Source organism: Actinosynnema sp. CS-041913 (genome assembly GCF_050942485.1).
Classification (GTDB): domain Bacteria; phylum Actinomycetota; class Actinomycetes; order Mycobacteriales; family Pseudonocardiaceae; genus Actinosynnema.
Genome location: NZ_CP192037.1, coordinates 8,212,164 through 8,235,928, shown reverse-complemented (window position 1 = coordinate 8,235,928; position 23,765 = coordinate 8,212,164). Strand labels below are relative to the sequence as shown.

The window sequence follows — 23,765 nt, the reverse complement described above, 5'->3', positions numbered from 1 at the left end:
ACGCCCTGTCGTGACTCGTCACCCAGCGCTACTTTCAGCGTCATGAGTCTCCTGGTGACGCGCCGGCACGTGGACTACGTGCGCGTCACCAGCATGGCCTGTCGTCTCGGCTGATCGACCTCTCCCCGGCGCGTCGTCCCCCTTCGTCGTGCCCGAAAAACCCTTGCAGCCCCGTTGACAGGAGCCCCCGGCATGTCCTGGTCCTTCGAAACCAAGCAGGTCCACTCCGGAGCGTCACCCGACCCGGCCACCGGCGCCCGTGCCACGCCCATCTACCAGACCACCTCGTACGTCTTCCGCGACACCGCGCACGGCGCGGCGCTGTTCAGCCTCGCCGAGGCGGGCAACATCTACACCCGCATCAACAACCCCACCCAGGACGTGCTGGAACAACGGGTCGCCGCGCTGGAGGGCGGGGTGGCCGCCGTGGCGTTCGCGTCCGGCCAGGCCGCCGAGACCGCGACCGTCCTGAACCTCGCCCGAGCGGGCGACCACCTGGTGTCCAGCGCCTCGCTCTACGGCGGCACCTACAACCTGTTCCACTACACGCTGCCCAAGCTGGGCATCGAAGTGTCCTTTGTGGACGATCCGGACGACCTGGAGGCGTGGCGCGCGGCCGTGCGCCCGAACACCAAGCTGTTCTTCGCCGAGTCGCTGGCCAACCCGCGCAGCAACGTGCTCGACGTGGAGGCCGTGGCCGAGGTGGCGCACGCGGCGGGCGTGCCGCTGGTGGTGGACAACACCGTGCCGACGCCGTACCTGCTCCGGCCGCTGGAGCACGGTGCGGACATCGTCGTGCACTCGGCCACGAAGTACCTGGGCGGCCACGGCAGCGCGATCGCGGGCGTGGTCGTCGACGGCGGCACGTTCGACTTCGGGGACGCGGAGAAGTTCCCCGACTTCAACGAGCCGGACCCGAGCTACCACGGGCTGCAGTACTGGCCCGTGCTAGGGAACGGGGCGTTCGCCGCGAAGCTGCGGGTGCAGGGCCTGCGGGACACCGGCGCGGCGATCGCCCCGTTCACCAGTTTCCTGATCCTGCAAGGGATCGAGACACTCTCGTTGCGCATCGACAAGCACGTGGCCAACGCGCGTGCGCTGGCCGAGTGGCTGGAGGCGCGCGACGAGGTGGAGAAGGTGCACTACGCGGGCCTCCCGTCCAGCCCGTGGCACTCGCTCGCGCAGAAGTACCTGCCGTTGGGCGCGGGCGCGGTCGTGTCCATCGAACTGCGCGGCGGTGCGGAGGCAGGCCGCGCGTTCGTCGACGGTGTCGAGCTGTTCAGCCAGTTGGCGAACATCGGCGACGTGCGCAGCCTCATCGTGCACCCGGCCAGCACCACGCACAGCCAGCTCACGCCGGAGGAACAGGCGATCGCCGGCGTGACGCCCGGCCTGGTGCGGCTGTCCGTGGGCATCGAGGGCGTGGAGGACCTCAAAGCCGACCTGGAGGCCGGATTCCGGGCCGCCAAGTCCGTGCAGTGAGCAACGGGTCCACTGTCGGGGAGACCCCTCCCGCCGCCGGCGGGTGGCGGGAGGGGGGCCCGAACGGCCGCCGGAAGTGGTTCCACGGCGCGCTGCCCGGGATGCCGCTGCGGATCGCGTACGAGACCTGGGGAACGCTCAACCCGTCACGGTCGAACGCCGTGCTGGTGCTGCACGCGCTCACCGGCGACAGCCACGCGGCCGGCCCGGCCGAGCCCGGTCACCCCACGGCGGGGTGGTGGGACGGCCTGATCGGCAACGGCCGGCCGTTGGACCCGTCACGGTGGTTCGTCGTCGCACCCAACGTGCTGGGCGGGTGCCAGGGCACCACCGGCCCCGGGACGGTCGCACCCGACGGCCGGCGCTGGGGGACGAGGTTCCCCCGGATCTCGGTGCGCGACCAGGTCGCGGCCGAGATCCTGCTGGCCGACGCGCTGGGAATCGACTCGTGGGCAGCGGTGCTGGGCGGCTCGATGGGAGGGATGCGCGCACTCGAATGGGCGATCTCCGTGCCCGATCGGGTGCAGTCGATGCTGGTGCTCGCCGCGCCGGCCGCCTCCACGGCCGAACACATCGCGTCGGCTTCGGCGCAACTGCACGCCATCCGGCTCGATCCGGTGCGCGGGATGGGCGTCGCCCGGCGGATCGCTCATCTTAATTACCGGAGTGAGCCGGAGTTGGAGGCCCGGTTCGGGCGGCAGCGGCAGACGGACGGGCGGTACGCCGTCGAGTCATATCTCGACCACCACGCGGAGAAGCTGATCCGACGGTTCGACCCGGAGAGCTACGTGGTCCTGACCGAGGCGATGAACGGTCACGACGTCGGGGCCGGGCGTGGCGGCGTGCGCGCGGCGTTGAGCCGGGTGACCGCTCGGACCGTTGTCGCGGGGATCGACTCCGACCGGCTCTACCCGTTGGGTCAGCAGGCGGAGATCGCTGACGGGATCGGGGTCGATTTGCGGGTGGTGGAGTCCGCTTATGGGCACGACGGGTTCTTGATCGAGGTCGAGCAGGTGGGAGCGCTGGTGACCGAACTGCTGGCGGGCGCGGGCGCGGACGCGGATGTGGGTGCGGGTGAGGTGCTCGCTGACGCCCGATCCAGTCCTGACAACGCACGCTCCACGCTTTGAGCGGTTGCGGTTGCGGTTGCAGTTGCGCGCGCAGCGCGCACACCCGTCGGTGGGCTGCGTGTCATCCCCGTATGGCCTGCCCGCAGGGAACCGCGCTTTTCCTGGGAATGCAAGCACGCTTTTCGCTTGCGTTCCCAGGAAAAGGGTGGTTGTCTTTGACCAGGTTATGCGGGGATGGCACGACGCCCGAGTCTTGCTTTTGTGTACATCCTTGGCGGCCTGCCTGTCCGGCGAGGACGCTTTTAGTTTTTAGACGAAAAGCGAAAAGCGACGCTCGCCGCTTGGCAGGCCTCCGGGGAGGAAATGCCAAGGCGTCGTGTTCTCCCCGTATGACCTGGTCAAAGACCACCACACTTGTCAAGGAGGCGCAAGCGAAAAGCGTGCTTGCACCTCCTTGACAAGCGCGGTTGCCCTGCGGGCAGGCCATACGGGGAGAACACGAGGCCCCTTTTGTGTGCTCGCGCAGGCTTCGGGTTGTTGTGCTCGCGCAGGCTTCTTGCTGCTGTGCTCGCGTAGGTCTTGGCTGTGTGTTCGCGCAGGTTGCTTTGAGCAAAAGGGCCCGCAGGCGTGGTGCTGGTGCCTGCGGGCCCGGTGTGGCTGTGTGACTGGTGTTCGGTTATCGGTAGGTCAGAAGCCGGCGGTGATTCGGGTGAATTCCCAGTCCGGTTGGGGGATGCCGGAGCAGTTGGACGACACCTGGCCGTCGCAGCCGCCTCGGTCGCGGTTCACCGCCCAGAAGGAGAACCTGCCCAGGCCGTTGGACTTCGACCAGTCGCGCAGTTGGGTCCAGGTGGCCGTGGTCGTGGTCTCGCGTTGGTCGGACAGGCCGTTCATGCCGGAGATGCCCGAGTGGTTGAACGCGACCGCGTCGGACCAGCCGAAGACGGCCTTCAGCTTGTCCTTCAAAGCGGTGGTCGCGTTGATGGTGTCGGTTCGGATGTCGGAACTGCCGAAGTCGAACGGCATCAGGGTGTAGACGTCGATGTTCGCCCCGAGGGCCTGCGAGCGTTCGATCAGGCGGTTGCCCCAGGAGTTCGGGCCGGTCCTCGTCGTCGGGATGGTGACGATGGTCTGGATGCCCGGGTTGGTCTGCTTGACGATCTTCAGCGCCTCCAGGATCCGGTCCTGGACGGCGGCGTTCTCGAACTCGTCGGTGTTCTCGATGTCGATGTCGATCGCCTTCAGGCGGTAGGCGTCGATCACCTTCTGGTACGCGCCCGCAAGCGCTTGCGGGGTCGAGCAGTTCGGGCCCAGCTTGTTGCCGCTCCAGCCGCCGAACGACGGGACGATGTCGCCGCCCGCCGCGCGGATCTGGTTGATCGCGTTGGCGTCGATGCCGCCGGTCAGGGGGCGGTTGCCGTCCCAGGCCGGGTTGCAGCCGCCGGACGCGAGGACGAACGCCATGGTGAACCACTTGACGCCGGTCGCGTTCATCACGGTCTGCGGTGCGGGCGGGTTGCCCCAGCCGAGGAACAGGTACGGCGCGCCGCGGCCGTTGATCGGGGTCGGGCCGTCCTTCGTCGTGCCCGTGACCTGGTTGGACGGGTCGGACGTGTTGCCCGCCGCGTCCTTGGCCCGCACGGTGAACTGGTAGGCGGTGTTCGGGTCGAGTCCGGACACGGTTGCGGTCGTGCCCGTGACGGTGGCCGCGACGGCGCCGCCGCGGTGGACCTCGTAGCCGGTCACGGCCACGTTGTCGGTGGCCGCGTCCCACGCGAGGGCCACCGAGTTCGCGGTGGTGTCGGTGACGCGCAGGTTGGCCGGCGCGTTCGGCGCCGTCGTGTCGCCGCCGCCACCGCTGCAGGAGGCGCCGTTGACGGTGCAGTTCGCCGGCACGCCGGGCCCGGTGCCGACGAAGCCGAAGGTCCGGGTGGCGCCGACCGCGATGCTGGCGTTGTACTCGCGGTTGGTCGCCACGTAGTGGTTACCCGTACGGGTGATCAACGCGTCCCAGTACGACCCCATCGCGGTGCCCGCGGGCAGGTCGAACTCGACCTTCCACGACGTGACGGAGCCGGGACCGCCGTTGGTGATGGTGAACTTGCCCTCGAAGCCGCTGCCCCAGTCCTGGGGTTTGGCGAACGTGGCGGTGACGCCGGGTGCGGCCGACGCGGCCGGCCCGGCGATCGCGAGAGATCCGATGGCCAGCGCGCTTGCCGCCAGCAGCGCGCCCAATCGTGGTTTCATGCGGGACTCCTCGGCGGATTGGCAGGGTAATCGCGCCCACCGGGGAGACTGGTCTAGACCACAGCCATCTGTCAATGGTCGTTACTCGTCCAACGCTGCCTCGATCCAGGGTGCGACCGCCAGTTCGCGCACCTCGCACTCCAGCGCGAGCCGCACGGTCCAGCGCAGCGCCTGGAGCACGACCGTGGCCAGCTCCTGCGGCCGGCCGTTGGCCAGCGCGATCTCGATCTGCTCGGCCGCCGCCTCCTGGTCGCCGTGGACCTCGGCCAGCAGAGTGCGGATCGCGGTGCGGACCGGCGGGTCCGCGTCGTCGATCGGGACCTCCTGGCCGTCCTCGTCGAAGACCTGCATCTTCACCGGTGTCGCGCCGCCCGACCCGAGCGCCGCGACCATGTCGCTGCACTCGGAGAACAGCAGCAGCACCAGCTCCCGGATCTCCTCGTTGCCCTCCGGCGACCCGCTGAGGTAGCCGGTGACCAGGTCGACCGCGACAGCGTCCTCCCCGACCTTGGCGGCGGTCAGGGCCTCACCGGCGACGGCGGTGAGCCGTGCCCAGCGATCCGGATCCTGCTGCGGGTGCATTCGGCCATCTTCCATCACGGAGTAGGGGCGCACAGCTCTGTCCTATTGCCTACCCGGTGATGTTCGGGTGCCGCAACGGCTTGCCGTACCGACCACCGGGGTGCTACCCGGGTATGACACACCGTGGCGGCATGTGCCGCACGGCGCGGGCACCTAGCATCACGTCCGTGATCCGCACCTTCCTCCAGGTCGTGCTGCTGCCCGACCGCACGCGGGTCTTCGGCGACTTCCGCTTCCGCCGGTACGCGCAGGCCGCCGTGCTGCTCTACGGGCTGATCCTCGCGATCGGCGTGTCGGCGGGCTACGTGCAGGACGAGGAACCGGACGGCTGGTGGCCGGTGCTGTTCGGCATCGTCGCCGGCACCTACGGGCTGATGTTGTCGTCCGCGCTCAACGCGTGGCGGCTCGCCACGGCCGGGCTGGTCGTGATGAGGGTGCTGTACACGTCCGAGCCCGGCGTGCTCGGGTCCTGGCAGTGGTGCTGGTACCTCCCGGCGCTGGTCGTCGTGGGTCTGCTGCACAGCGGCCGGGTCGTGGTCCTGGTCGCGTTGCTCACCACGGGGGTCTTGTACCTCGTGGCCGCGATGGGAAACATGGACTACTTCCCGACGACCGCCGCCATCCTCCTGCTGTTCCTGCTGCTCGGCTACGCGTTCGGGTCGCGGGGCCGGGCCGAGCGGCGGTTCCGCGACGAGCAGGACGCGAAGGCCGCGCTGGTCGAGCGGGCCCGCATCGCGCGGGAGATGCACGACGTGGTGGCGCACCACATGTCGATGGTGGCGGTGCGCTGCGAGACCGCGCCCTACCGGATCGCCGGGCTGCCCGAGGCCGGGCTGCGGGAATTCGCCGAGCTGGGTGACGCCGCGCGGGCCGCCATCGTGGACATGCAGGGGCTGCTGGGCGTGCTGCGGGCCGCCGACCAGCGGGCCGACCGCGCGCCGCAGCCGGGGCTGGCCGACATCCGGGCGCTCGCCCCGCAGGCGTCGGTGGCCGAGGCGGAGGTGCCCTCGGCGGTGGGGCTGACGGCGTACCGGATCGTGCAGGAGGCGCTGACCAACGCCGGCCGGCACGCGCCGGGATCGTCGGTGTCGGTCGTGGTGTCGCTGGTCGACGGCGCGCTGGAGGTGTTCGTGCGCAACAGCGCGGGCGGGCCGTCGTCGGGCGGGGGCGGCGGGCACGGCCTGGTCGGCATGAGGGAACGGGTCGCCGTGCACGGCGGCTCGCTGGACGCCTCGTCCACTGAGGACGGCGGGTTCGCGGTGCGGGCGAGGATTCCGTTGGGGGAATCTTGATCAAGGTGCTGGTGGTGGACGACCAGGAGATGGTGCGGGAGGGGTTCTCGGCCCTGCTGGACGCCCAGCCGGACATCACGGTGGTGGGCGCGGCCGGGGACGGGGCCGCGGCGGTGGCCGAGGTGCGGCGGCTGCGGCCGGACGTGGTGCTGATGGACATCCGGATGCCGGAGACGGACGGGCTCACCGCCACCCGGCTGCTGGCCGACGACCCGGTGAAGGTGCTGGTCCTGACCACGTTCGACCTGGACGACTACGTCTACGAGGCGTTGCGGGCCGGCGCCAGCGGGTTCCTGCTCAAGCACTCGCCCGCGCGGGAGCTGCTGGACGCCGTGCGGGTCGTGGCGCGGGGCGACGCGCTGCTCGCCCCGTCCGTGACGAAACGGCTGATCGAGGACTTCGTGAAGGCGCAGCCGGTGCGGGTGGTGAAGCCGGCGCGGCTGGCGGCGCTGACGGAGCGGGAGACCGAGGTGCTGCTGCTGATCGCGACCGGGCTGTCGAACACGGAGATCGCCGCGCACCTGGTGCTGGCCGAGCAGACGGTGAAGACGCACGTGAGCCGGGTGCTGATGAAGCTGGGCCTGCGCGACCGGGCGCAGGCGGTCATCGCGGCCTACGAGTCGGGGCTCGTGGTACCGGGGTAGCACCCTATTTCCACGACTCCGGTGTGACGATCCGGCGGGTGTCGTCTCCCTAGCTTCCGAGGTATGGGGAAGACGATCGCGGCGCTGGCGGCGCTGCTGGTGCTCGTGACGCCGGGTGGCGACCCGTCGCCGGTCGACCGTGTCGCGGTGTACGGGGACCTGGCGCACGCGCGGCACGTGGCCGTCGTGGTGCCCGGGTCCGATGTGGACGATGCCCGGTTCGACGCCACGGTGGGGCGGATGGCCCGTGCGGTGCACGCCGAGGCCGGGCGGGACGACCTCGCGGTGGTGGCGTGGCTGGGCTACCAGACGCCCTCCGGGGTCGGGGTGGACGCGGCGGGCGGCCGGCTCGCCCGTGCCGGCGCGGAGGCGTTGGGCCGGTTCGTGCGCGGCCTGCCGGGTGAGGTGCACCTGCTGTGCCACAGCTACGGGTCGGTGGTGTGCGCGCAGACCCGCGCGCCGGTCGCCGACATGGTGTTCCTCGGCAGCCCTGGGGTGCGCGTCTCGTCGGCCGCCGACCTCCCGACCCGGGTGTGGGCCGCGCGCGGGGCCGACGACTGGACGCGGTGGGTGCCCAAGATCCGGGTGGGCGACCTCGGGCACGGCGCCGATCCGACCGATCCCGCGTTCGGCGCGTGGGTTTTCGACGCGGGGAGCGCCCGCAGGCATGACGAGTACTTCGACCCCGGCACGGCGTCACTGCGCGCCATGGCGCGGATCGTCGTGGGAGGGACACCGTGAAGCGTGATCCGATGATCGACTCGGTGCGGGCGCTGGCGATCGGCGGCGTGGTGCTGGGCCACTGGCTGGTCACGTCGGTGGTGTTGGCGGACACCGGTTTCGTGGTGGACAGCCCGCTGCGGTGGCTGCCCGAGTTCGCCCCGGTGAGCTGGTTCCTCCAGACCCTGGGCCTGTTCTTCTTCACCGGCGGCTTCGCGGCGGCGCGGTCGGGCACCCCCTGGTCGCGGCGGGTCCGGCGGCTGGTCGTGCCGGTGGCGGTGTTGCTCGGCGGCTGGACCATAGTCCTCAGTGGACTGTCGTTGCGCGGGCTGCCGCAGCAGACCGTGTCGACCGTCGGGTACCTGGTCGTCACACCGCTGTGGTTCCTGGCGGTGCACGTGGTGCTGCTGGCCCTCACCCCGCTGCTGCGCAGGCTGGGCGGGTGGGGCCTGGTGATCCCGATCGCCCTGGTGGCACTCGACGTCGGCTGGGTGAACGTCCTGGCGGTGTGGTGGGCGCCGTGGCAGCTCGGCGTCCTGGTGGCCCGGCACGGGCAGCGGCGTTCGTGGGGTGCGGCGCTGCTCGTGCTGGGGGCCGGTGCGTTCGCGGTGTCGGTGCACAACGGCTATCCGATGAGCGCGGTGGGCGTGCCGGGCGCGGAGCAGTCGAACCTGTTCCCGCCCTCACCGGCCGCGCTGGCGCTGGCGTTCGCCCAGATCGGGCTGGTGATGCTCATCCGGCCGACGTTCCGCGCCCGGAGGCTGAACGCCCGCGCCCTGCCCATCTTCCTCGTGCACCAGAGCGCGCTGCTGGCCGTCACGCTGGCCGGCGCGGTGTTCGGCCCGCTACCCGGCCTGCACACCGTGCCCGACGACGCGCTGTGGCTGCTGGAACGGCTCACCTGGCTGCCCGTGTTCACCTGCGTCACCCTGGTCCTGCTTGGTCATCGCCGCCAGCAGCGCCACGGCGATCGTCGCGCCGTGCAGGACGACCATCGCGCCGGTCGGCTCCAGGACCAGTAGCGGCGGGACGCAGGCCAGCGCGGTCAGCAGCCACGCCCGCCGGCCGTGGCAGGTGCCGGCGCGGGCGGTGTGCAGCAGGTACCAGCCGAGCAGCAGGTGGATGAGGTTCTGCAACGGGTCGACCTTGAACACCACCAGGGTGGCCGCCGCCCCGGCGAAGCCCGTGGCGACGAAACCGAGCACGCCCAGCACGCCGTAGCCGACACCGAGCGTGGCGGCCAGCCTGGTGCGGTGGGTCTCCCTGGTGTCGCAGGTGAGCAGCGCGGCGGTCCGCTCGAAGCGGTGGAACACCAGCAGCACGGGCAGCAGCAGGAGCACCAGGACCGACAGCCAGCGCGGCCGGACCACGACCCAGTCGAACGCGACGGGCGCGTCCAGCAGGCCGAGCAGGCCCACCACGGCGGCCAGCACGGTCAGGTAGCCGAGGTAGACGGTCATCGGCGCGGAGCGCGCGTAGTCGACGACCCGCCACTGCCGGCGCCCCGCGAGCCACGCTGACACCCGGTCGCGCAGCAGGAGGACGGCGCAGACCTGGCCCAGGCCGAGCACCAGCAGGCAGACCGTGGGCGGGCTGAGGTTGGAGCCCGGCTCGCCGGGCACGGCCATCATCGTGCGCGGGTACCCGCCGAACGTGATGAGCGCGAGCAGTCCCGGCACGGTCGCGATGGCCAGCGCGCCCAGCACCCGGCGGGACACGCGCGGCAGGCTGCCGTCGGCGTAGTAGAAACCCAACTGCTGCAACAGCAACGCGCCGAGCGTGAGGTTCAGGTAGCCCCCGGTGCGCCAGGAGAAGCCGATCCGCACCGCGTCCACCACGATCATGACGGCGACCAGCGCGACCGGCGTGGCCAGGCGGGCGTTGCGGTGCAGCCAGGCCATCACCGGCGTGGCCGCGACCGCGACCAGGTAGAGCCCGAGGAACCACAGCGGGTGCGCGATCAGCCGGCCGAACATCTCGACGCGCGTCTTCGGCACGTCCAGCAGTTCCAGCGGCAGCGGCAGCACCAGCCACGCCAGCACGAACGCCAGGACCGGCCGCAACAGCCAGCTTATCCGGCTGACCAGGTACCGCCCGTACCCGCCGCCGTCGGCCTTCACCGCGAGCCACCGGTTCAGGTTGGCGTGGCCGCCGGCGAAGTAGAAGATCGGGACGGTCTGCAACGCCCAGGTGAGCAGCCAGAGCCAGTCCGCGCTCACGCCCGCCCAGTGCAGGACGGTCAGCAGGGACTGCCCGACGACGACCAGGCCCAGGCTGGCCAGCCGGAGGAACGCGGCGTACCGGTCCTCCTCGCCGGCGGCCGGAACGCTCGCCCCGGACGCCACGGCCCGCCGCCGGGGCAGCCGGGCGATGATCAGGAACACCACGACCGCGCTGCCGAAACCCCAAGCCAGGACGGGTTCGTGACCGGGAGGACCCCACCGCTGCCGCCACGAGTTGAACTCCAGCCCGGCGGCGTAGAGCCGGGCGACGGCGTGGCACTGCCCGGCGCTGCCGCGGGGGTTGAGGTCGCACTGGCCGTGCATGTCGGCGGACAGCCGGGCGTCGAGCGACTTCCGGGCTTCCGGCGGCAGCGGGCGCCCTTTGTGCTCGGCGTAGCGCAGCAGGTCGTAGCCGAGGTCGTGGGCCCGGCAGCCGACGCCGAAATCCCATTCGGTGTCCCCGGCGGGCCCGGAGCACCCGCCGTTCGGGTCGATGGCGCGGGTGGTCCCGTCCGGCGCGGTCACGGCGATCGGCGACCGCCCGGTGACGGCGTTGAAGTCGGCCGGGAAACCGGTCAGCGGCGAGCCGCCCGCCGACGGCTGGGCCAGCGCCCCGACCGCCGCGGCGGCCACCGCGATGTCGCCGGTGAGCGGCCGGTCGTCGGCGGCCCCGGCCGGCCGGGAGGCGATCACCCCGCAGAAGAACACCGCGAAGGCGACCAGCAGCACCCGGAACCAGGCGGGCAGCCGGGTCAGCAACCGCGCCCCGGGCCACCCGCTCACGCTGTTCACCGTGGCGTCGCTCATTGGCACGCCAGGTTACGGATCGGCAACGCGTGACGCCAACCGGTCGTCCCCACCGGGCAACGGGGTGCTGCCCCTACCCCGACCGGCGGACCTCAGGCCGGATCGCCGGGGCACGCGCCGACGTCGGTCCAGGTGACCGACTTGCCGCGCCGCGTGCCGAACGTGCCGCCCGGCTCCAGGCATTCGTACGCGCCCACGTCCCCGGTGTCCGGATCGACCCACCGGTAGTAGCGTCTCCCGTTGTCCGTCGGAATCCGGTCGCCGGTGGTGAATTGAACGGGCCGCCCTCGCCCCCACGGTGATTGTCGCGCATTCCGCTCCCTCGACGACACCCCGCTGAGATTCGCGCACCGCAATCCCGCGCCGGGCAATTCGGCGCCGTCCAGGCAGCTACGCGCCAGGTCGACCGCGGCGCCGATGCCCAGCACCGTGTCGAGCGCGGCGGCGACGTCGAGCCGGCTGCGCTGGAACCCCGCCTCGCACTGGATCAGGCCGCCCTCCCGGCGGAGCGGCCGGTGGTGGCGGACGAAGGCGGAGAGCACCCGGCCGACCGTCGCGCGGTCCGGCGGCGAGTCGTGGGCGATCCGCTCCAGCGCGTAGGTGCCGCCCAGCCGGATGTCGAGCTGGTCGCGGCCGGTCTGGTCGACGGCCTTGGTGAACCGCTCGGCCAACTGGGCCGCCGTGGCCACGTCGACCTGCCGGCGGGTCTCCCGCAGCGACAGCGCGGTGAACACCAGCGCGGTGACCGCGACGACCGAGGTGACGAGGCTGCCGAACTGCGCCCAGTTCCGGCCCCGCAGCCGGGCGCGCCGGCACCGGGGGCAGGCCCGGACCGCGGCCGGGCGGCGGCGGAGCGAACGTCGGTCGAGTCGGGGGGAGTGCGGCCGGCGGCGTGCTCCGGTGATCATGACCACCACATCGACCGCCGTCCGGGCCGGCTTCAGGCGGTCGCCAGCACCCCGGCGGTGGTCAGCGAGGCCAGCGCCATCCGGGTCAGCAGCGCGGCCATCTGGTCGCGGTCGAGGTGGGCGCTGTGGGGCGTCGAGTTGATGAGGCCGAAGACGGCGTGCGCGGCGGCGCGGGCGGTCGGCTCGTCCACCGCCACGGTCTCCTGCAACGTCGACACCCAGACCTCCACGTACCGGCGCTGGAGGGCGCGCACGCGGCGGCGGTCCGGGTCGGTCAGGTTGGCCAGGTTGCGCATCTGGACGGTGATGAGCGCCGGGTCGTCCAGCGCGAAGTCGACGTGCCAGCGGACCAGGGCGTGCAGGGCCGACGTCGCGTCGGGGGACGCCGACACCCGGGACAGGCCGCCGTCCAGCAGGCGTTCGGAGATGGACGTCAGCATCTCGCCGAGCATCGCGTCCTTGCTCCGGAAGTGCCGGTAGAGCGCGGGGCCGGAAATCCCGACGGCCGCCCCGATGTCGTCGATGCCGACCCCGTGGAAGCCGTGCCGCGCGAACAGTTCGGCGGCGGCGTCCAGGATCTGGTCGCGGCGGGTCTGCTTCACTTCGTCGGCCGGCACGGGCCCATCCTAAACAGCCCGCCGGGAAACGTAAACGAGCGTTAACCGGCGCTCCTCCGGCGGCTCACCCGCCGGGCGGGTGAAACCCGGGGTTAACTCTTGACGCAGGCTTTTTATATAGGCCTACCTGCTGGTAGCTCTTGTTGTGCTCCGCATCACAACCCTGCGTGTTTCCCTCCGGGAGGCTCCGATGCGCCCTGTCCGAACCCTGCTCAGCGCCGCGCTCGCCGCGGCGGCGGCGCTGCTCACCGTGATACCAGCCGAGGCCCAAGCGAGCGCGCACTACGTCGCGCTCGGCGACTCCTACTCCTCGGGAACGGGCACCGGCTCGTACTACGGCGACAGCGGCTCCTGCAAACGCAGCCAGTACGCCTACCCGGCGCTCTGGGCCGCGTCGCACGCCCCGGCCAGCTTCAAGTTCGTCGCGTGTTCCGGCGCCCGGACGGGTGACGTCCTCAACAGCCAGATCGGCGCGCTCAGCGCCACCACCACCCTGGCCAGCATCTCGATCGGTGGGAACGACGCCGGTTTCACCGACGTCATCACCACCTGCACGTTCGGCTCCGACCAGAGCTGCGTGAACCGCGTGAACCAGGCCAAGACCTACGCCACGACCACCCTGCCGGGCCTGCTGGACAACGTCTACGCGCAGATCCGCACCCGTGCCCCGTCCGCGCGGGTCGTGGTGCTCGGCTACCCGCGCCTGTACAAGGTGCCGGGCTCCTGCTCGGTCGGCCTGAGCGACACCAAGCGGTCGGCGATCAACTCCGCCGCCGACACCCTGCACACCGTCATCTCCGGGCGGGCCGCCGCGAAGTCGTTCCCCTACCGCGACCTGCGCGGCGCGTTCACCGGGCACGAGATCTGCTCGGCCGACTGGTGGCTGAACAGCCTGTCCTGGCCGGTCGAGGAGTCCTACCACCCGAACCGCAACGGGCAGCGCCTCGGCTACCTGCCGCAGCTCACCGCCGTCACCGGCTGACCACGCCCGATCGGGAAGGGGGTCGCTCCGGCGGCCCTCTTCCCGTTGCCCACGGCAACGGTGGACGGGCGAGTTAACAAGCGCTAACATCTCCTCAGGTTAACGACTGCTAACCGCGAGGAGCCCATGGACGCGCCCGTCCTGCGCAGCGCCGCCGACAAGTCGGGCGACGCCTTCCGGCGGTACACCGACGAGCACACCGCCCTCGTCCACGACCTGCGCGCCAAGCTCGCCGAAGCCGCCAGGGGCGGCCCGGAGAAGTCCCGCGCCCGCCACGTCGAGCGCGGCAAGCTGCTGCCCCGCGACCGGGTGGACACGCTGCTCGACCCCGGCTCGCCGTTCCTCGAACTGTCCCCGCTGGCCGCCAACGGCCTGTACGGCGACGAGGCCCCGGCGGCGGGCGTCATCACCGGCGTCGGCCGGGTCTCCGGCCGCGAGTGCGTGATCGTCGCGAACGACGCCACCGTCAAGGGCGGCACCTACTACCCGATGACGGTCAAGAAGCACCTGCGCGCGCAGGAAGTGGCGTTGCAGAACCGGCTGCCCTGCGTCTACCTGGTCGACTCCGGCGGCGCGTTCCTGCCCCGGCAGGACGAGGTATTCCCGGACCGCGAGCACTTCGGCCGGATCTTCTTCAACCAGGCCACCATGTCCAGCCGGGGCATCCCGCAGATCGCCGCCGTGCTCGGCTCGTGCACGGCGGGCGGCGCGTACGTCCCGGCGATGAGCGACGAGGCCGTGATCGTGCGCGGCCAGGGCACCATCTTCCTCGGCGGCCCGCCGCTGGTGAAGGCCGCGACCGGCGAGGTCGTGACGGCCGAGGAGCTGGGCGGCGGCGAGCTGCACTCGCGCACCTCCGGCGTGACCGACCACCTCGCCAACGACGACGCGCACGCGCTGCGGATCGTCCGCTCCATCGTCAGCACCCTCGGGCCGCGCGCGGAACGGCCGTGGCGGGTCGAGCCGAGCGTCGAGCCGGCGGTCAACCCGGACGAGCTGTACGGGGTGGTGCCCACGGACAGCCGCACGCCCTACGACGTGCGCGAGGTGATCGCCCGGATCGTCGACGGCAGCCGGTTCCAGGAGTTCAAGAAGGAGTACGGCGCGACCCTGGTCACGGGGTTCGCCCGCATCCACGGCCACCCGGTCGGGATCGTCGCCAACAACGGCATCCTGTTCGGCGAGTCGGCGCTGAAGGGCGCGCACTTCATCCAGCTTTGCGACCAGCGCGCCATCCCTTTGGTGTTCCTGCAGAACATCAGCGGGTTCATGGTCGGCCGCGAGTACGAGGCGGGCGGCATCGCCAAGCACGGCGCGAAGATGGTCACGGCCGTGGCGTGCGCGCGGGTGCCCAAGTTCACCGTGGTCATCGGCGGCTCGTTCGGCGCGGGCAACTACTCGATGTGCGGCCGGGCGTACTCGCCGCGCTTCCTGTGGATGTGGCCGAACGCCCGGATCTCCGTGATGGGCGGCGAACAGGCCGCGTCGGTGCTCGCGACCGTGCGGCGGGACCAACTCGGCGACTCGTGGTCCGCGGACGACGAAGAGGCGTTCAAGGCCCCGATCCGTCAGCAGTACGAGGACCAGGGCAACCCCTACTACTCCACGGCCCGGCTGTGGGACGACGGCGTGATCGACCCGAAGGACACCCGCACGGTGCTCGGGCTCGCGCTGTCCACGGCGGCCAACGCGCCGCTCGACGACGGCCCCGCCTACGGCGTTTTCCGGATGTGATGGCGATGTTCGACAGCGTTCTGGTGGCCAACCGAGGCGAGATCGCGGTCCGTGTGATCCGCGCGTTGCGGCGCTTCGGGATCAGGTCGGTCGCGGTCTACAGCGACGCCGACGCCGACGCGCTGCACGTGCGGCTGGCCGACGTGGCGGTCCGGATCGGCCCGGCGGCGGCCCGCGACAGCTACCTGTCGGCGGAACGGATCATCGACGCCGCCCGGGAGACCGGCGCGCAGGCGATCCACCCCGGCTATGGGTTCCTGGCCGAGAACACGGACTTCGCGCGGGCGTGCGAGAAGGCCGGGCTGGTGTTCATCGGCCCGCCCGCCGACGCCATCGACGCCATGGGCGACAAGATCCGCGCCAAGCTCACGGTCCGCGCGGCCGGCGTGCCCGTGGTGCCGGGCCGCACCGAAGCCGGGATGACCGACGACGACCTGGTGGACGCGGCCGGCGAGATCGGCTTCCCGGTGCTGCTCAAGCCGTCCGCCGGCGGTGGCGGCAAGGGCATGCGGCTGGTGCACGAGGCCGCGGCGCTGCGCGACGCCATCGAGTCGGCCCGCCGCGAGGCGCGCGGCTCGTTCGGCGACGACACGCTGCTGATCGAGCGGTTCATCACCAACCCGCGGCACATCGAGATCCAGGTGCTGGCGGACGCGCACGGCAAGGTGGTGCACCTCGGCGAACGGGAGTGCAGCCTCCAGCGCCGGCACCAGAAGATCATCGAGGAAGCGCCGTCGCCGCTGCTCACCCCGGAGGTCCGCGAGGCGATGGGCCGCGCCGCCGTGGACGCCGCCAAGTCCGTCGGCTACGTCGGCGCGGGCACCGTCGAGTTCATCGTCGACGGTGCGACCGGCGACTACTTCTTCATGGAGATGAACACCCGCCTCCAGGTCGAGCACCCGGTGACGGAACTGGCGACCGGCGTCGACCTGGTGGAGTGGCAGCTCCGCGTCGCCGCGGGCGGACACCTGCTGCTGGACGACGTGACGCCCACGAAGCACGCCGTGGAGGCACGCGTCTACGCCGAGGACCCGGCGCGCGGGTTCCTGCCGACCGGCGGCACGGTGCTGCGCCTGCACGAGCCCGAGGACGTGCGCGTCGACTCGGCGCTGCGGGTCGGCCTGACCGTCGGCAGCGACTACGACCCGATGCTGGCCAAGGTCATCGCGCACGGCGACACGCGCGAAGAGGCGTTGCGGCGCTTGAACGCCGCGCTCGGCCGGATGGTCGTGCTCGGCGTGACGACGAACATCCCGTTCCTGCGGGCGTTGCTGGACGACGAGGACGTCCGCGCGGGCGCGCTGGACACCGGCCTGGTGGAACGCAAGCTGGACGCGCTGGTGCGCCACGAGGTCCCGGACGAGGTGTACGCCGCCGCCGCGCTGGAGCGGCAGCTCGCGCCGCGCGGCGACGACCCTTGGGACCAGCCGGGCGGCTGGCGGGTCGGCGAACACGCCTGGACCACCTGGCGCGTGGACGACGTGGACGTCCGGGTGCGCGGCGACGAAGTCGTGGTGGGCCAAGGCGAACCGCGCCGGCTCACCGCCGAGGTGGTGGACGGCGACCTGGTCGTCGGCGCCCGCCGGTACGCGATGGCCCGGTCCGGCAACGTGCTGTGGCTCGGCGCGGACGGCCGCACGTGGGCGCTGACCGAGACCGAGCAGTCCGAGATCTCCGCGCACGAGGCCGAAGGCAGCGCGGGACCGGTCACCAGCCCCATGCCCGGCACCGTGCTCTTGGTGCGCGCCGCGCCCGGTGACCACGTCACCGCGGGCCAGGCGCTGTTCGTGGTCGAGGCCATGAAGATGGAGCACACCGTCACCGCACCCACCGACGGCGTGCTCGCCGAAGTGAACGTCCGGGCGGGCCAACAGGTCGCGCTGGACGAGCCCCTAGCCGTCGTCGTGCCCCACCAGGAGTGAGCGATGTTGGACTTCCGGCTTGACGAGGAATACGAGGCGCTGCGCAAGACCGTGCAGGAGTTCGCGCGGGAAGAGGTCGCCCCGGTCATCGGCGAGTTCTACGAGCGGGAGGAGTTCCCGTACGGGATCGTCGCCAAGATGGGCCGGATGGGCCTGTTCGGCCTGCCGTTCCCGGAGGAGTTCGGCGGCATGGGCGGCGACTACTTCGCGCTGTGCCTGGCGCTGGAGGAACTGGCGCGGGTCGACTCGTCGGTCGCCATCACGCTGGAAGCCGGCGTCTCCCTCGGCGCGATGCCGGTCTACCGGTTCGGCAGCGCCGAGCAGAAGGCCGAGTGGCTGCCCGCCCTGTGCGCGGCGACGAAACTGGGCGCGTTCGGCCTGACCGAACCCGGTGGCGGCTCGGACGCGGGCGCGCTGCGCACCACCGCCCGGCTCGACGGCGACGAGTGGGTGCTCAACGGCACCAAGGCGTTCATCACCAACTCCGGCACGGACATCACCGGAGTGGTGACCGTGGCGGCGGTGACCGGCCGCAAGGAGAACGGGCGGCCGGAGATCTCGGCCATCCTGGTGCCCTCCGGCACACCCGGCTTCTCGGTGTCCCGCAAGTACTCCAAGGTCGGCTGGAACGCCTCGGACACCCGCGAACTGTCCTTTCAGGACTGCCGGGTGCCCGCCGCCAACCTGCTCGGCGAGCAGGGCCGGGGCTACGCGCAGTTCCTCCAGACGCTGGACGAGGGCCGGGTCGCCATCGCGGCGATCGGCGTCGGGCTCGCGCAGGGCTGCGTCGACGAGTGCCTGGGCTACGTCCGCGAGCGCGAGGCGTTCGGCCGCAAGATCGGGGAGTACCAGGCGATCCAGTTCAAGATCGCCGAGATGGAGGCCCGCACCCACACCGCGCGCCTGGCGTACTACCAGGCGGCGGCGAAGATGCTGCGCGGCGAGCCGTTCAAGCGGGAGGCGGCGATCGCGAAGCTGGTGTCGTCCGAGGCCGCGATGGACAACGCGCGCGAGGCCACCCAGATCTTCGGCGGCTACGGCTTCATGAACGAGTACCCGGTCGGCCGGTTCTACCGGGACGCCAAGATCCTGGAGATCGGCGAGGGCACCAGCGAGGTGCAGAAGATGCTGATCGCCCGCGAGCTGGGCCTGCACTAGGAGTCAGGGCAGCGCCAGGAGTCAGAGCCGCACCAGGTGTCAGGGCCGCACCAGCTCCGCGAAGTACTCCCGCGCGGCGCGCGGCTCGGTGAGCGGGGCCGCCTGGCCCGCCCAGAGGCTGACGTAGTCGGCCAGGCCCTGCTCCGCCGCCGCCTTGCGCAACGGCCGCATCAACGCGTTCTGGACCGGGTACGGCGGCACTTCGCCCTCGTGCGCGGCGAGTTCACGGATCAGTCCATTGCGGATACCCCGTGCAGTGCGACCGGAGAACAGCCGGGTGAGCACGGTGACCTTCGCCGCGTCGCTGTGCAGCATCGCCTTGTGGACGTCGGAGGCGTTGGACTCGCGGGTCGCCAGGAACCCCGTGCCGATCTGCACGGCGTCCGCGCCCAGCGCGAGGGCCGCGCGCACGCCCCGGCGGTCCGCGATGCCGCCGGCCGCGATCACCGGCACCCGCACCGCGTCCACGACCTGCGGCACCAGCGAGAACGTCCCGACCAGCGACTGCTCGACAGGCCGCAGGAACGCGCCCCGGTGGCCGCCCGCGTCGCTGCCCGACGCCACCACGGCGTCCACCCCGGCCTGCTCCAGCGCGACCGCCTCGTCCACCGTGGTCGCCGTCCCGATGACCGCGATCCCCTTGGCGTGGGCGGACTCCAGCACCCACCGGGGCGGCACGCCCATGACGAAACTGATCACCGGAGGCGCGGCGGCGAGCAGCGCGTCGACCTGGTCGGCGAACTTCGGCAGGGCCGCCGGCCGAGGCGGCTCCACCCCGAGCCGCCGGTAGAACGGTTCGAGCCGGGCCAGGTGCGGCGCGAGGTCGACCGGGTCGTCCTCGCCGTCGTGCGGCACCCACAGGTTGACCGCGAACGGTCTGCTCGTCGCCCCACGCAGGTCGCGGACCACTGCGGTGATGCCGTCGGGCCGCAGGACGTGCGCCCCGAACGATCCGAGCCGCCCGCGTCGGACACGGCGGAGGCCAGCGCCACGGACGAGAGCCCGCCGCCGAACGGACCTTGGACGATCGGGTGCTCGATGCCGAGCAGCGCGGTGAGACTCATGGCCGAAACGTAGACGACCGGTCAACTACATCGCAATAGTTGACCGGTCGTCTACCCTCTGGCGCATGGGGCGAACCAGTGAGGCACGGGAGAAGCTGCTGGACGCGGCATGCGAGCTGATGCGCGGACGCGGGTACAGCGCGATCGGCGTCGCGGAGATCTGCGAGCGCGCGGGCGTGCGCAAGGGCAGCTTCTACCACTTCTTCGACTCCAAGCAGACCCTCACGGTGGAGGCCCTGCACGCGGCGTGGGCGGCCGAGAGCACGGTCTGGCGGAAGATCCTGGGCGCGGCCGAGCACCCGTTCGACCGGCTGGAGCGGCTGCTCCGGTCCCAGGCCGAGGCGCAGTACCGCGCCAAGCGCGAGGTCGGCGCGGTGCGCGGCTGCCTCTACGGCAACCTCACGCTGGAACTCGGCAACCGGGACGAGGCCGTTGCCGCGTGCCTCAAGGCGATCTTCGACGAGCAGGTCGACCTCGTGCACCAGGTCCTGGTCGACGCGCAGGCCGAAGGCGACCTGCCGGTGGAGCGCGCCACCCGCCCGCATGCGCGCGCCGTGCTCGCGCACCTGGAAGGCATGGTGCTCTTCGCGAAGCTGGACAACGACCCCGCCCTCCTCGACGGACTCTGGCCGCAGATCGCCGGATTGCTCCGGGTGTGTTGACCAGGGTGTGTTGAGCCGGGTGTGCGGGAACGCCGCGGTCTCCCGCGCCAGCCCCTCGGCCGCCGCCCGCGCCGTCCCGGCCGGCACCACGCGGTTGACCAGTCCGATCGCCAGCGCCTCGTCGGCGAGCACCGGCCGCCCGGTCAGGATCAGGTCCATCGCCCGCGACTGCCCGATCAGCCGCGGCAGGCGCACCGTCCCACCGTCGATCAGCGGCACGCCCCACCGCCGGCAGAACACGCCGAACACCGCGTCCTCGTCCACCACCCGCAGGTCGCACCACAGCGCCAGCTCCAGGCCGCCCGCGACCGCGTGCCCGGACACCGCCGCGGTCACCGGCTTGGACAGCCGCAACCGGGTCGGGCCCATCGGGCCGGTCGGCGACAGCGGGTCGTTGCCGCGCTCCGTGCCCAGCGCCTTGAGGTCCGCGCCGGCGCAGAACGTGCCGCCCTCGCCGTGCAGCACGGCCACCGACAGCGACTCGTCCTCGTCGAACTCGCGGAACACCTCGGTCAGCGTGTGCGCGGTCGGCCCGTCCACCGCGTTGCGCACGGCGGGCCGGTTCACCAACACCGTGCACACCGACCCGGACCGCTCCACCCGCACCGAACTCACAGCTTCGGCAGCCCCCGTTCGATGATCGCCCCGAAGTCCACGCCGCGCGGCAGGGTGCCGAACGCGACTCCCCAGTCGCCGGCCAGCCGGGACGCGCAGAACGCGTCCGCCACCGCCGGGTGACCGTGCCTGACCAGCAGCGAACCCTGCAACGCCAACGCCATCCGCTCCACCAGCCCGCGGGCCCGTACTTCCAGGTCGACGGGATCCGCCAGCTCGGTCTTCAACGCGTCGACCGCCGCGTCCAGCCGCCGGTCGGCGCCACGTGCGGCGTCCAGCTCGGCGAAGAACTCCTGCACCGCCGCCGGCTCCTTCGCCATCGCGCGCAACGCGTCCAGCGCGGCGACGTTGCCCGAGCCCTCCCAGATGGACATCAGCGGCGACTCGCGGAACAGCCGCGGCATCCCCGAGTCCTCGATGTACCCGTTGCCGCCCAGACACTCCAGCGCTTCGGCGGCGTGCGTCGGGCCGCGCTTGCACACCCAGTACTTGGTCACGGCGAGCCCGAGCCGGCTGCGCGTGCCCGCGAGCCACAGCGCGGCCGTCGTCGCGGCCTCGGACTCCACGGCGAGGTCCGCCAGCACGTTGCGCATCGCGGGCTGGTCGATCAGCTCTCGGCCGAACGCCTTGCGGTGCGCGGCGTGGTGCGTGGCCTGGGTCAGCCCGGCCCGCATCCCGGCCGCGCTGCCCAGCACGCAGTCCAGCCGGGTCATGTTGACCATCTCGATGATGGTCCGCACGCCCCGGCCCTCCTCGCCGACCAGCCAGCCCACCGCCCGGTCGTACTCCAGCTCGGCGGAGGCGTTCGACCTGTTGCCCAGCTTGTCCTTCAGCCGCTGGAGGAACATCGCGTTGCGCGAACCGTCGGGCAGGACGCGCGGCAGCACGAAGCAGGACAGGCCGCGCCCGGTCCGGGCGAGGGTGAGGAACAGGTCCGACATCGGCGCCGACGTGAACCACTTGTGCCCGGTCAGCAGGTAGTGGTCGCCCGCCCTGGTCGCCGTGGTGGTGTTCGCCCGGACGTCCGACCCGCCCTGCTTCTCGGTCATCGACATGCCCGCGATCAGCCCGCGCTTGCCGTCCGGGACGCGCAGGCCGAAGTCGTACTCGGTGGACGCCAGCAGCGGCTCGAACCGCTCCGCCAACTCGGGCGTGGCGCGCAGCGCGGGCACCGCGGCGTAGGTCATGGAGATCGGGCAGCCGTGACCGGCCTCGGCCTGGCTCCACACGTAGAACTTCGCCGCGCGGGCGACGTGCGCGCCCGGCCGGTCGTCCCGCCACGGCGTGGCGTGCAGGCCGTGCGCGACGGCGGTGGTCATCAGCTCGTGCCAGGCCGGGTGGAACTCCACCTCGTCGATCCGGTGCCCGTACCGGTCGTGGGTGTGCAGCTTCGGCGGGTGGTCGTTGGCCTGCCGTCCCAACTGCTGGACGTGCGCCGAACCGGCTGCCAGCCCGAGTTCGCGCAGCTCGGCCTCGGCCCACCCGGCGCCGCCCCCATGCAGGCCGGCCAGCAGCGCCGGGTCCGCGGAGACGTCGTGGCCGTCCAGCGAGGGGACCTGGTTGGTCACCTCGTGCGTGGCGTGGGTCATAGCCGCCAGGGTACTACCGGTGGGTAACTTCGCGGCCGGTGGAATTTGGGGGTGCTGATCATCGCGTAGCGGCCTAACGTCGGACGCGTGAGCGATCACAGGCAGGCGGTGGCCGCGCTGCGCGGCCAATACGCGGCGATCCCGACGGGCTCCCCCGTCCGGCTCGCCAAGCCGACGTCGAACCTGTTCAGGTTCCGCGCCGACCAGCCCGGCGGGCTCGACGTGGCCCGATTCGACCGGGTGCTCTCCGTCGACCCGGGCGCCCGCACCGCACAGGTGCAGGGCATGACGACCTACGAAAACCTGGTGGACGCCACCCTGCCGCACGGCCTGATGCCGCTGGTCGTGCCGCAGCTCAAGACCATCACCCTGGGCGGCGCGGTGGCCGGGCTCGGCATCGAGTCCAGCTCGTTCCGCAACGGCCTGCCGCACGAGTCCGTGCGCGAACTGGAGGTGCTGACCGGCGACGGCGAGGTCGTCGTGGTGGATCCCGACGACGACCTGTTCCGCGGCTTCCCCAACTCGTACGGCACGCTCGGCTACACGCTGCGGCTGGAGATCGAGCTGGAGCCGGTCAAGCCGTTCGTGCGGCTGCGGCACGTGCCGTTCGGATCGGCCGAGGAGTGCGCCGAGGTCATCGAGGCGGTCTGCGCGGAACGTTCCTACCAGGGCGAGCCGGTGGACTTCATCGACGGCACGGTGTTCTCCGCGCACGAGCAGTACCTGACCCTGGCCGACTGGGCGGACACCGCGCCACACGTCTCGGACTACACCGGCCGCAACATCTACTACCGGTCGATCCAGCGCCGGCGCACGGACTACCTCACCGTGCGCGACTACCTGTGGCGGTGGGACACCGACTGGTTCTGGTGCTCGCGGGCGTTCGGCGTGCAGCACCCCGTCGTCCGCAGCCTGGTCCCCAAGCGCTACCTGCGGTCCGATGTGTACCGGAAGATCGTGGCCTGGGACCGCCGGCGCGGCTTCAGCGCCAAGCTGAGCAAGGCCGTGCAGGAACCGGTGATCCAGGACGTCGAGATCCCGGTGTCGAAGCTGGCCGAGTTCCTGGACTTCTTCCACCGCGAGATCGGCATCGAACCGGTGTGGCTGTGCCCGGTGCGGCTGCGCGACCGGACGGGCTGGCCGCTGTACCCGATGGATCCGGACGTGCTGTACGTCAACGTCGGCTTCTGGTCCACCGTGGACCTGCGGCCCGGCGAGGAGATGGGCAGCCGCAACAGGCTGATCGAGGACAAGGTGTCCGAGCTGGGCGGGCACAAGTCGCTGTACTCGGACTCCTACTACGGCGAAGAGGAGTTCTGGGCGAACTACAACGGTCCGACCTACCGGAACCTGAAGAAGCGTTACGACGCGGACTCCCGGCTCCCGGACCTGTACACCAAGTGTGTTCTCCGCGGTTGATCTCGGTAGCTGATCTCTGTAAGTGAATG

General features: G+C 71.6%; 18 protein-coding genes and 2 pseudogenes. 12 read left to right on the top strand and 8 right to left on the bottom strand.

The features are described from left to right. The first annotated feature begins 192 nt into the window (after positions 1-192). Complete coding sequence (locus ACQPZF_RS36990) at positions 193-1,482, top strand: bifunctional o-acetylhomoserine/o-acetylserine sulfhydrylase (RefSeq protein WP_433265104.1); 1,290 nt, start codon at positions 193-195, stop codon at positions 1,480-1,482. Beyond that, positions 1,479-2,612 carry a homoserine O-acetyltransferase MetX gene (metX, locus tag ACQPZF_RS36985; protein ID WP_433265102.1) on the top strand — a complete coding sequence of 378 codons (1,134 nt, stop codon included), beginning with the start codon at positions 1,479-1,481 and terminating at the stop codon, positions 2,610-2,612. The genes ACQPZF_RS36990 and metX overlap by 4 nt, the downstream gene beginning before the upstream one ends. Positions 2,613-3,239: 627 nt before the next feature. Here metX and ACQPZF_RS36980 read toward each other — a convergent pair. Beyond that, a complete protein-coding gene (locus tag ACQPZF_RS36980; RefSeq protein ID WP_433265100.1) occupies positions 3,240-4,799 on the bottom strand; it encodes a cellulose binding domain-containing protein in 1,560 nt (519 codons plus the stop codon). Between the two features lie 81 nt (positions 4,800-4,880). Beyond that, entirely contained in the window at positions 4,881-5,381 is a 501-nt protein-coding gene (locus tag ACQPZF_RS36975; protein ID WP_433265098.1) for a hypothetical protein, read from the bottom strand. Between the two features lie 167 nt (positions 5,382-5,548). On the opposite strand from ACQPZF_RS36975, the gene ACQPZF_RS36970 reads away from it, so the two are divergent. The 4 genes and pseudogenes from ACQPZF_RS36970 to ACQPZF_RS36955 form a co-directional block, all read left to right on the top strand. Then, entirely contained in the window at positions 5,549-6,673 is a 1,125-nt protein-coding gene (locus tag ACQPZF_RS36970) for a sensor histidine kinase (RefSeq protein ID WP_433265096.1), read from the top strand. Continuing rightward, positions 6,670-7,317, top strand: a complete 648-nt coding sequence (locus ACQPZF_RS36965; protein WP_433265094.1) for a response regulator — start codon at positions 6,670-6,672, stop codon at positions 7,315-7,317. Before ACQPZF_RS36970 ends, ACQPZF_RS36965 begins: the two co-directional genes overlap by 4 nt. A gap of 63 nt (positions 7,318-7,380) precedes the next feature. After that, positions 7,381-8,058: an alpha/beta hydrolase gene (locus ACQPZF_RS36960; RefSeq protein WP_433265093.1), complete on the top strand. Its 678-nt coding sequence runs from the start codon at positions 7,381-7,383 to the stop codon at positions 8,056-8,058. An 11-nt stretch (positions 8,059-8,069) separates the two neighbouring features. After that, positions 8,070-8,912 (top strand): annotated as a pseudogene (locus tag ACQPZF_RS36955) (acyltransferase family protein); the annotation flags it as partial. Here the strand turns inward: ACQPZF_RS36955 and ACQPZF_RS36950 are convergent. The 3 genes from ACQPZF_RS36950 to ACQPZF_RS36940 all read right to left on the bottom strand — a co-directional run bounded on the left by ACQPZF_RS36950 (position 8,883) and on the right by ACQPZF_RS36940 (position 12,591). Further along, the gene (locus ACQPZF_RS36950; RefSeq protein WP_433265091.1) at positions 8,883-11,066 is read right to left on the bottom strand and encodes a phospholipase A2; all 2,184 of its coding nucleotides are present in this window, start codon (positions 11,064-11,066) and stop codon (positions 8,883-8,885) included. The pseudogene ACQPZF_RS36955 and the gene ACQPZF_RS36950 overlap by 30 nt on opposite strands. A 92-nt stretch (positions 11,067-11,158) precedes the next feature. Beyond that, on the bottom strand, positions 11,159-11,974 hold the full coding sequence (locus ACQPZF_RS36945; protein WP_433265089.1) for a hypothetical protein: 816 nt from the start codon (positions 11,972-11,974) through the stop codon (positions 11,159-11,161). 32 nt (positions 11,975-12,006) lie between these two features. Next, on the bottom strand, positions 12,007-12,591 hold the full coding sequence (locus ACQPZF_RS36940; protein ID WP_433265087.1) for an SACE_7040 family transcriptional regulator: 585 nt from the start codon (positions 12,589-12,591) through the stop codon (positions 12,007-12,009). Between the two features lie 190 nt (positions 12,592-12,781). On the opposite strand from ACQPZF_RS36940, the gene ACQPZF_RS36935 reads away from it, so the two are divergent. The 4 genes from ACQPZF_RS36935 to ACQPZF_RS36920 all read left to right on the top strand — a co-directional run bounded on the left by ACQPZF_RS36935 (position 12,782) and on the right by ACQPZF_RS36920 (position 18,387). Further along, positions 12,782-13,573 (top strand): SGNH/GDSL hydrolase family protein, encoded by a 792-nt coding sequence (locus ACQPZF_RS36935; protein WP_433265085.1) that lies wholly within the window; start codon positions 12,782-12,784, stop codon positions 13,571-13,573. A 126-nt stretch (positions 13,574-13,699) separates the two neighbouring features. After that, positions 13,700-15,307, top strand: coding sequence for a carboxyl transferase domain-containing protein (locus ACQPZF_RS36930; RefSeq protein ID WP_433265083.1), 1,608 nt, complete (start codon positions 13,700-13,702; stop codon positions 15,305-15,307). 5 nt (positions 15,308-15,312) lie between these two features. After that, entirely contained in the window at positions 15,313-17,229 is a 1,917-nt protein-coding gene (locus ACQPZF_RS36925; protein WP_433265081.1) for an acetyl/propionyl/methylcrotonyl-CoA carboxylase subunit alpha, read from the top strand. 3 nt (positions 17,230-17,232) lie between these two features. Further along, positions 17,233-18,387, top strand: coding sequence for an acyl-CoA dehydrogenase family protein (locus tag ACQPZF_RS36920; RefSeq protein ID WP_433265079.1), 1,155 nt, complete (start codon positions 17,233-17,235; stop codon positions 18,385-18,387). Positions 18,388-18,426: 39 nt separating this feature from the next. Here ACQPZF_RS36920 and ACQPZF_RS36915 read toward each other — a convergent pair whose 3' ends face one another. Continuing rightward, positions 18,427-19,296, bottom strand: a complete 870-nt coding sequence (locus ACQPZF_RS36915) for an NAD(P)H-dependent flavin oxidoreductase (RefSeq protein ID WP_433265077.1) — start codon at positions 19,294-19,296, stop codon at positions 18,427-18,429. Between the two features lie 220 nt (positions 19,297-19,516). On the opposite strand from ACQPZF_RS36915, the gene ACQPZF_RS36910 reads away from it, so the two are divergent. Further along, positions 19,517-20,113: a TetR/AcrR family transcriptional regulator gene (locus tag ACQPZF_RS36910; protein WP_433265075.1), complete on the top strand. Its 597-nt coding sequence runs from the start codon at positions 19,517-19,519 to the stop codon at positions 20,111-20,113. On the opposite strand, the pseudogene ACQPZF_RS36905 reads toward ACQPZF_RS36910, so the two are convergent. Together ACQPZF_RS36905 and ACQPZF_RS36900 are read right to left on the bottom strand one after the other, a co-directional pair. Then, positions 20,090-20,728, bottom strand: a pseudogene (locus tag ACQPZF_RS36905) (crotonase/enoyl-CoA hydratase family protein); the annotation flags it as partial. The gene ACQPZF_RS36910 and the pseudogene ACQPZF_RS36905 overlap by 24 nt on opposite strands. After that, entirely contained in the window at positions 20,725-22,317 is a 1,593-nt protein-coding gene (locus ACQPZF_RS36900) for an acyl-CoA dehydrogenase family protein (protein WP_433265073.1), read from the bottom strand. The pseudogene ACQPZF_RS36905 and the gene ACQPZF_RS36900, both read right to left, overlap by 4 nt. Positions 22,318-22,404: 87 nt before the next feature. On the opposite strand from ACQPZF_RS36900, the gene ACQPZF_RS36895 reads away from it, so the two are divergent. After that, positions 22,405-23,736: an FAD-binding oxidoreductase gene (locus ACQPZF_RS36895; RefSeq protein WP_433265071.1), complete on the top strand. Its 1,332-nt coding sequence runs from the start codon at positions 22,405-22,407 to the stop codon at positions 23,734-23,736. Positions 23,737-23,765: the final 29 nt, after the last annotated feature.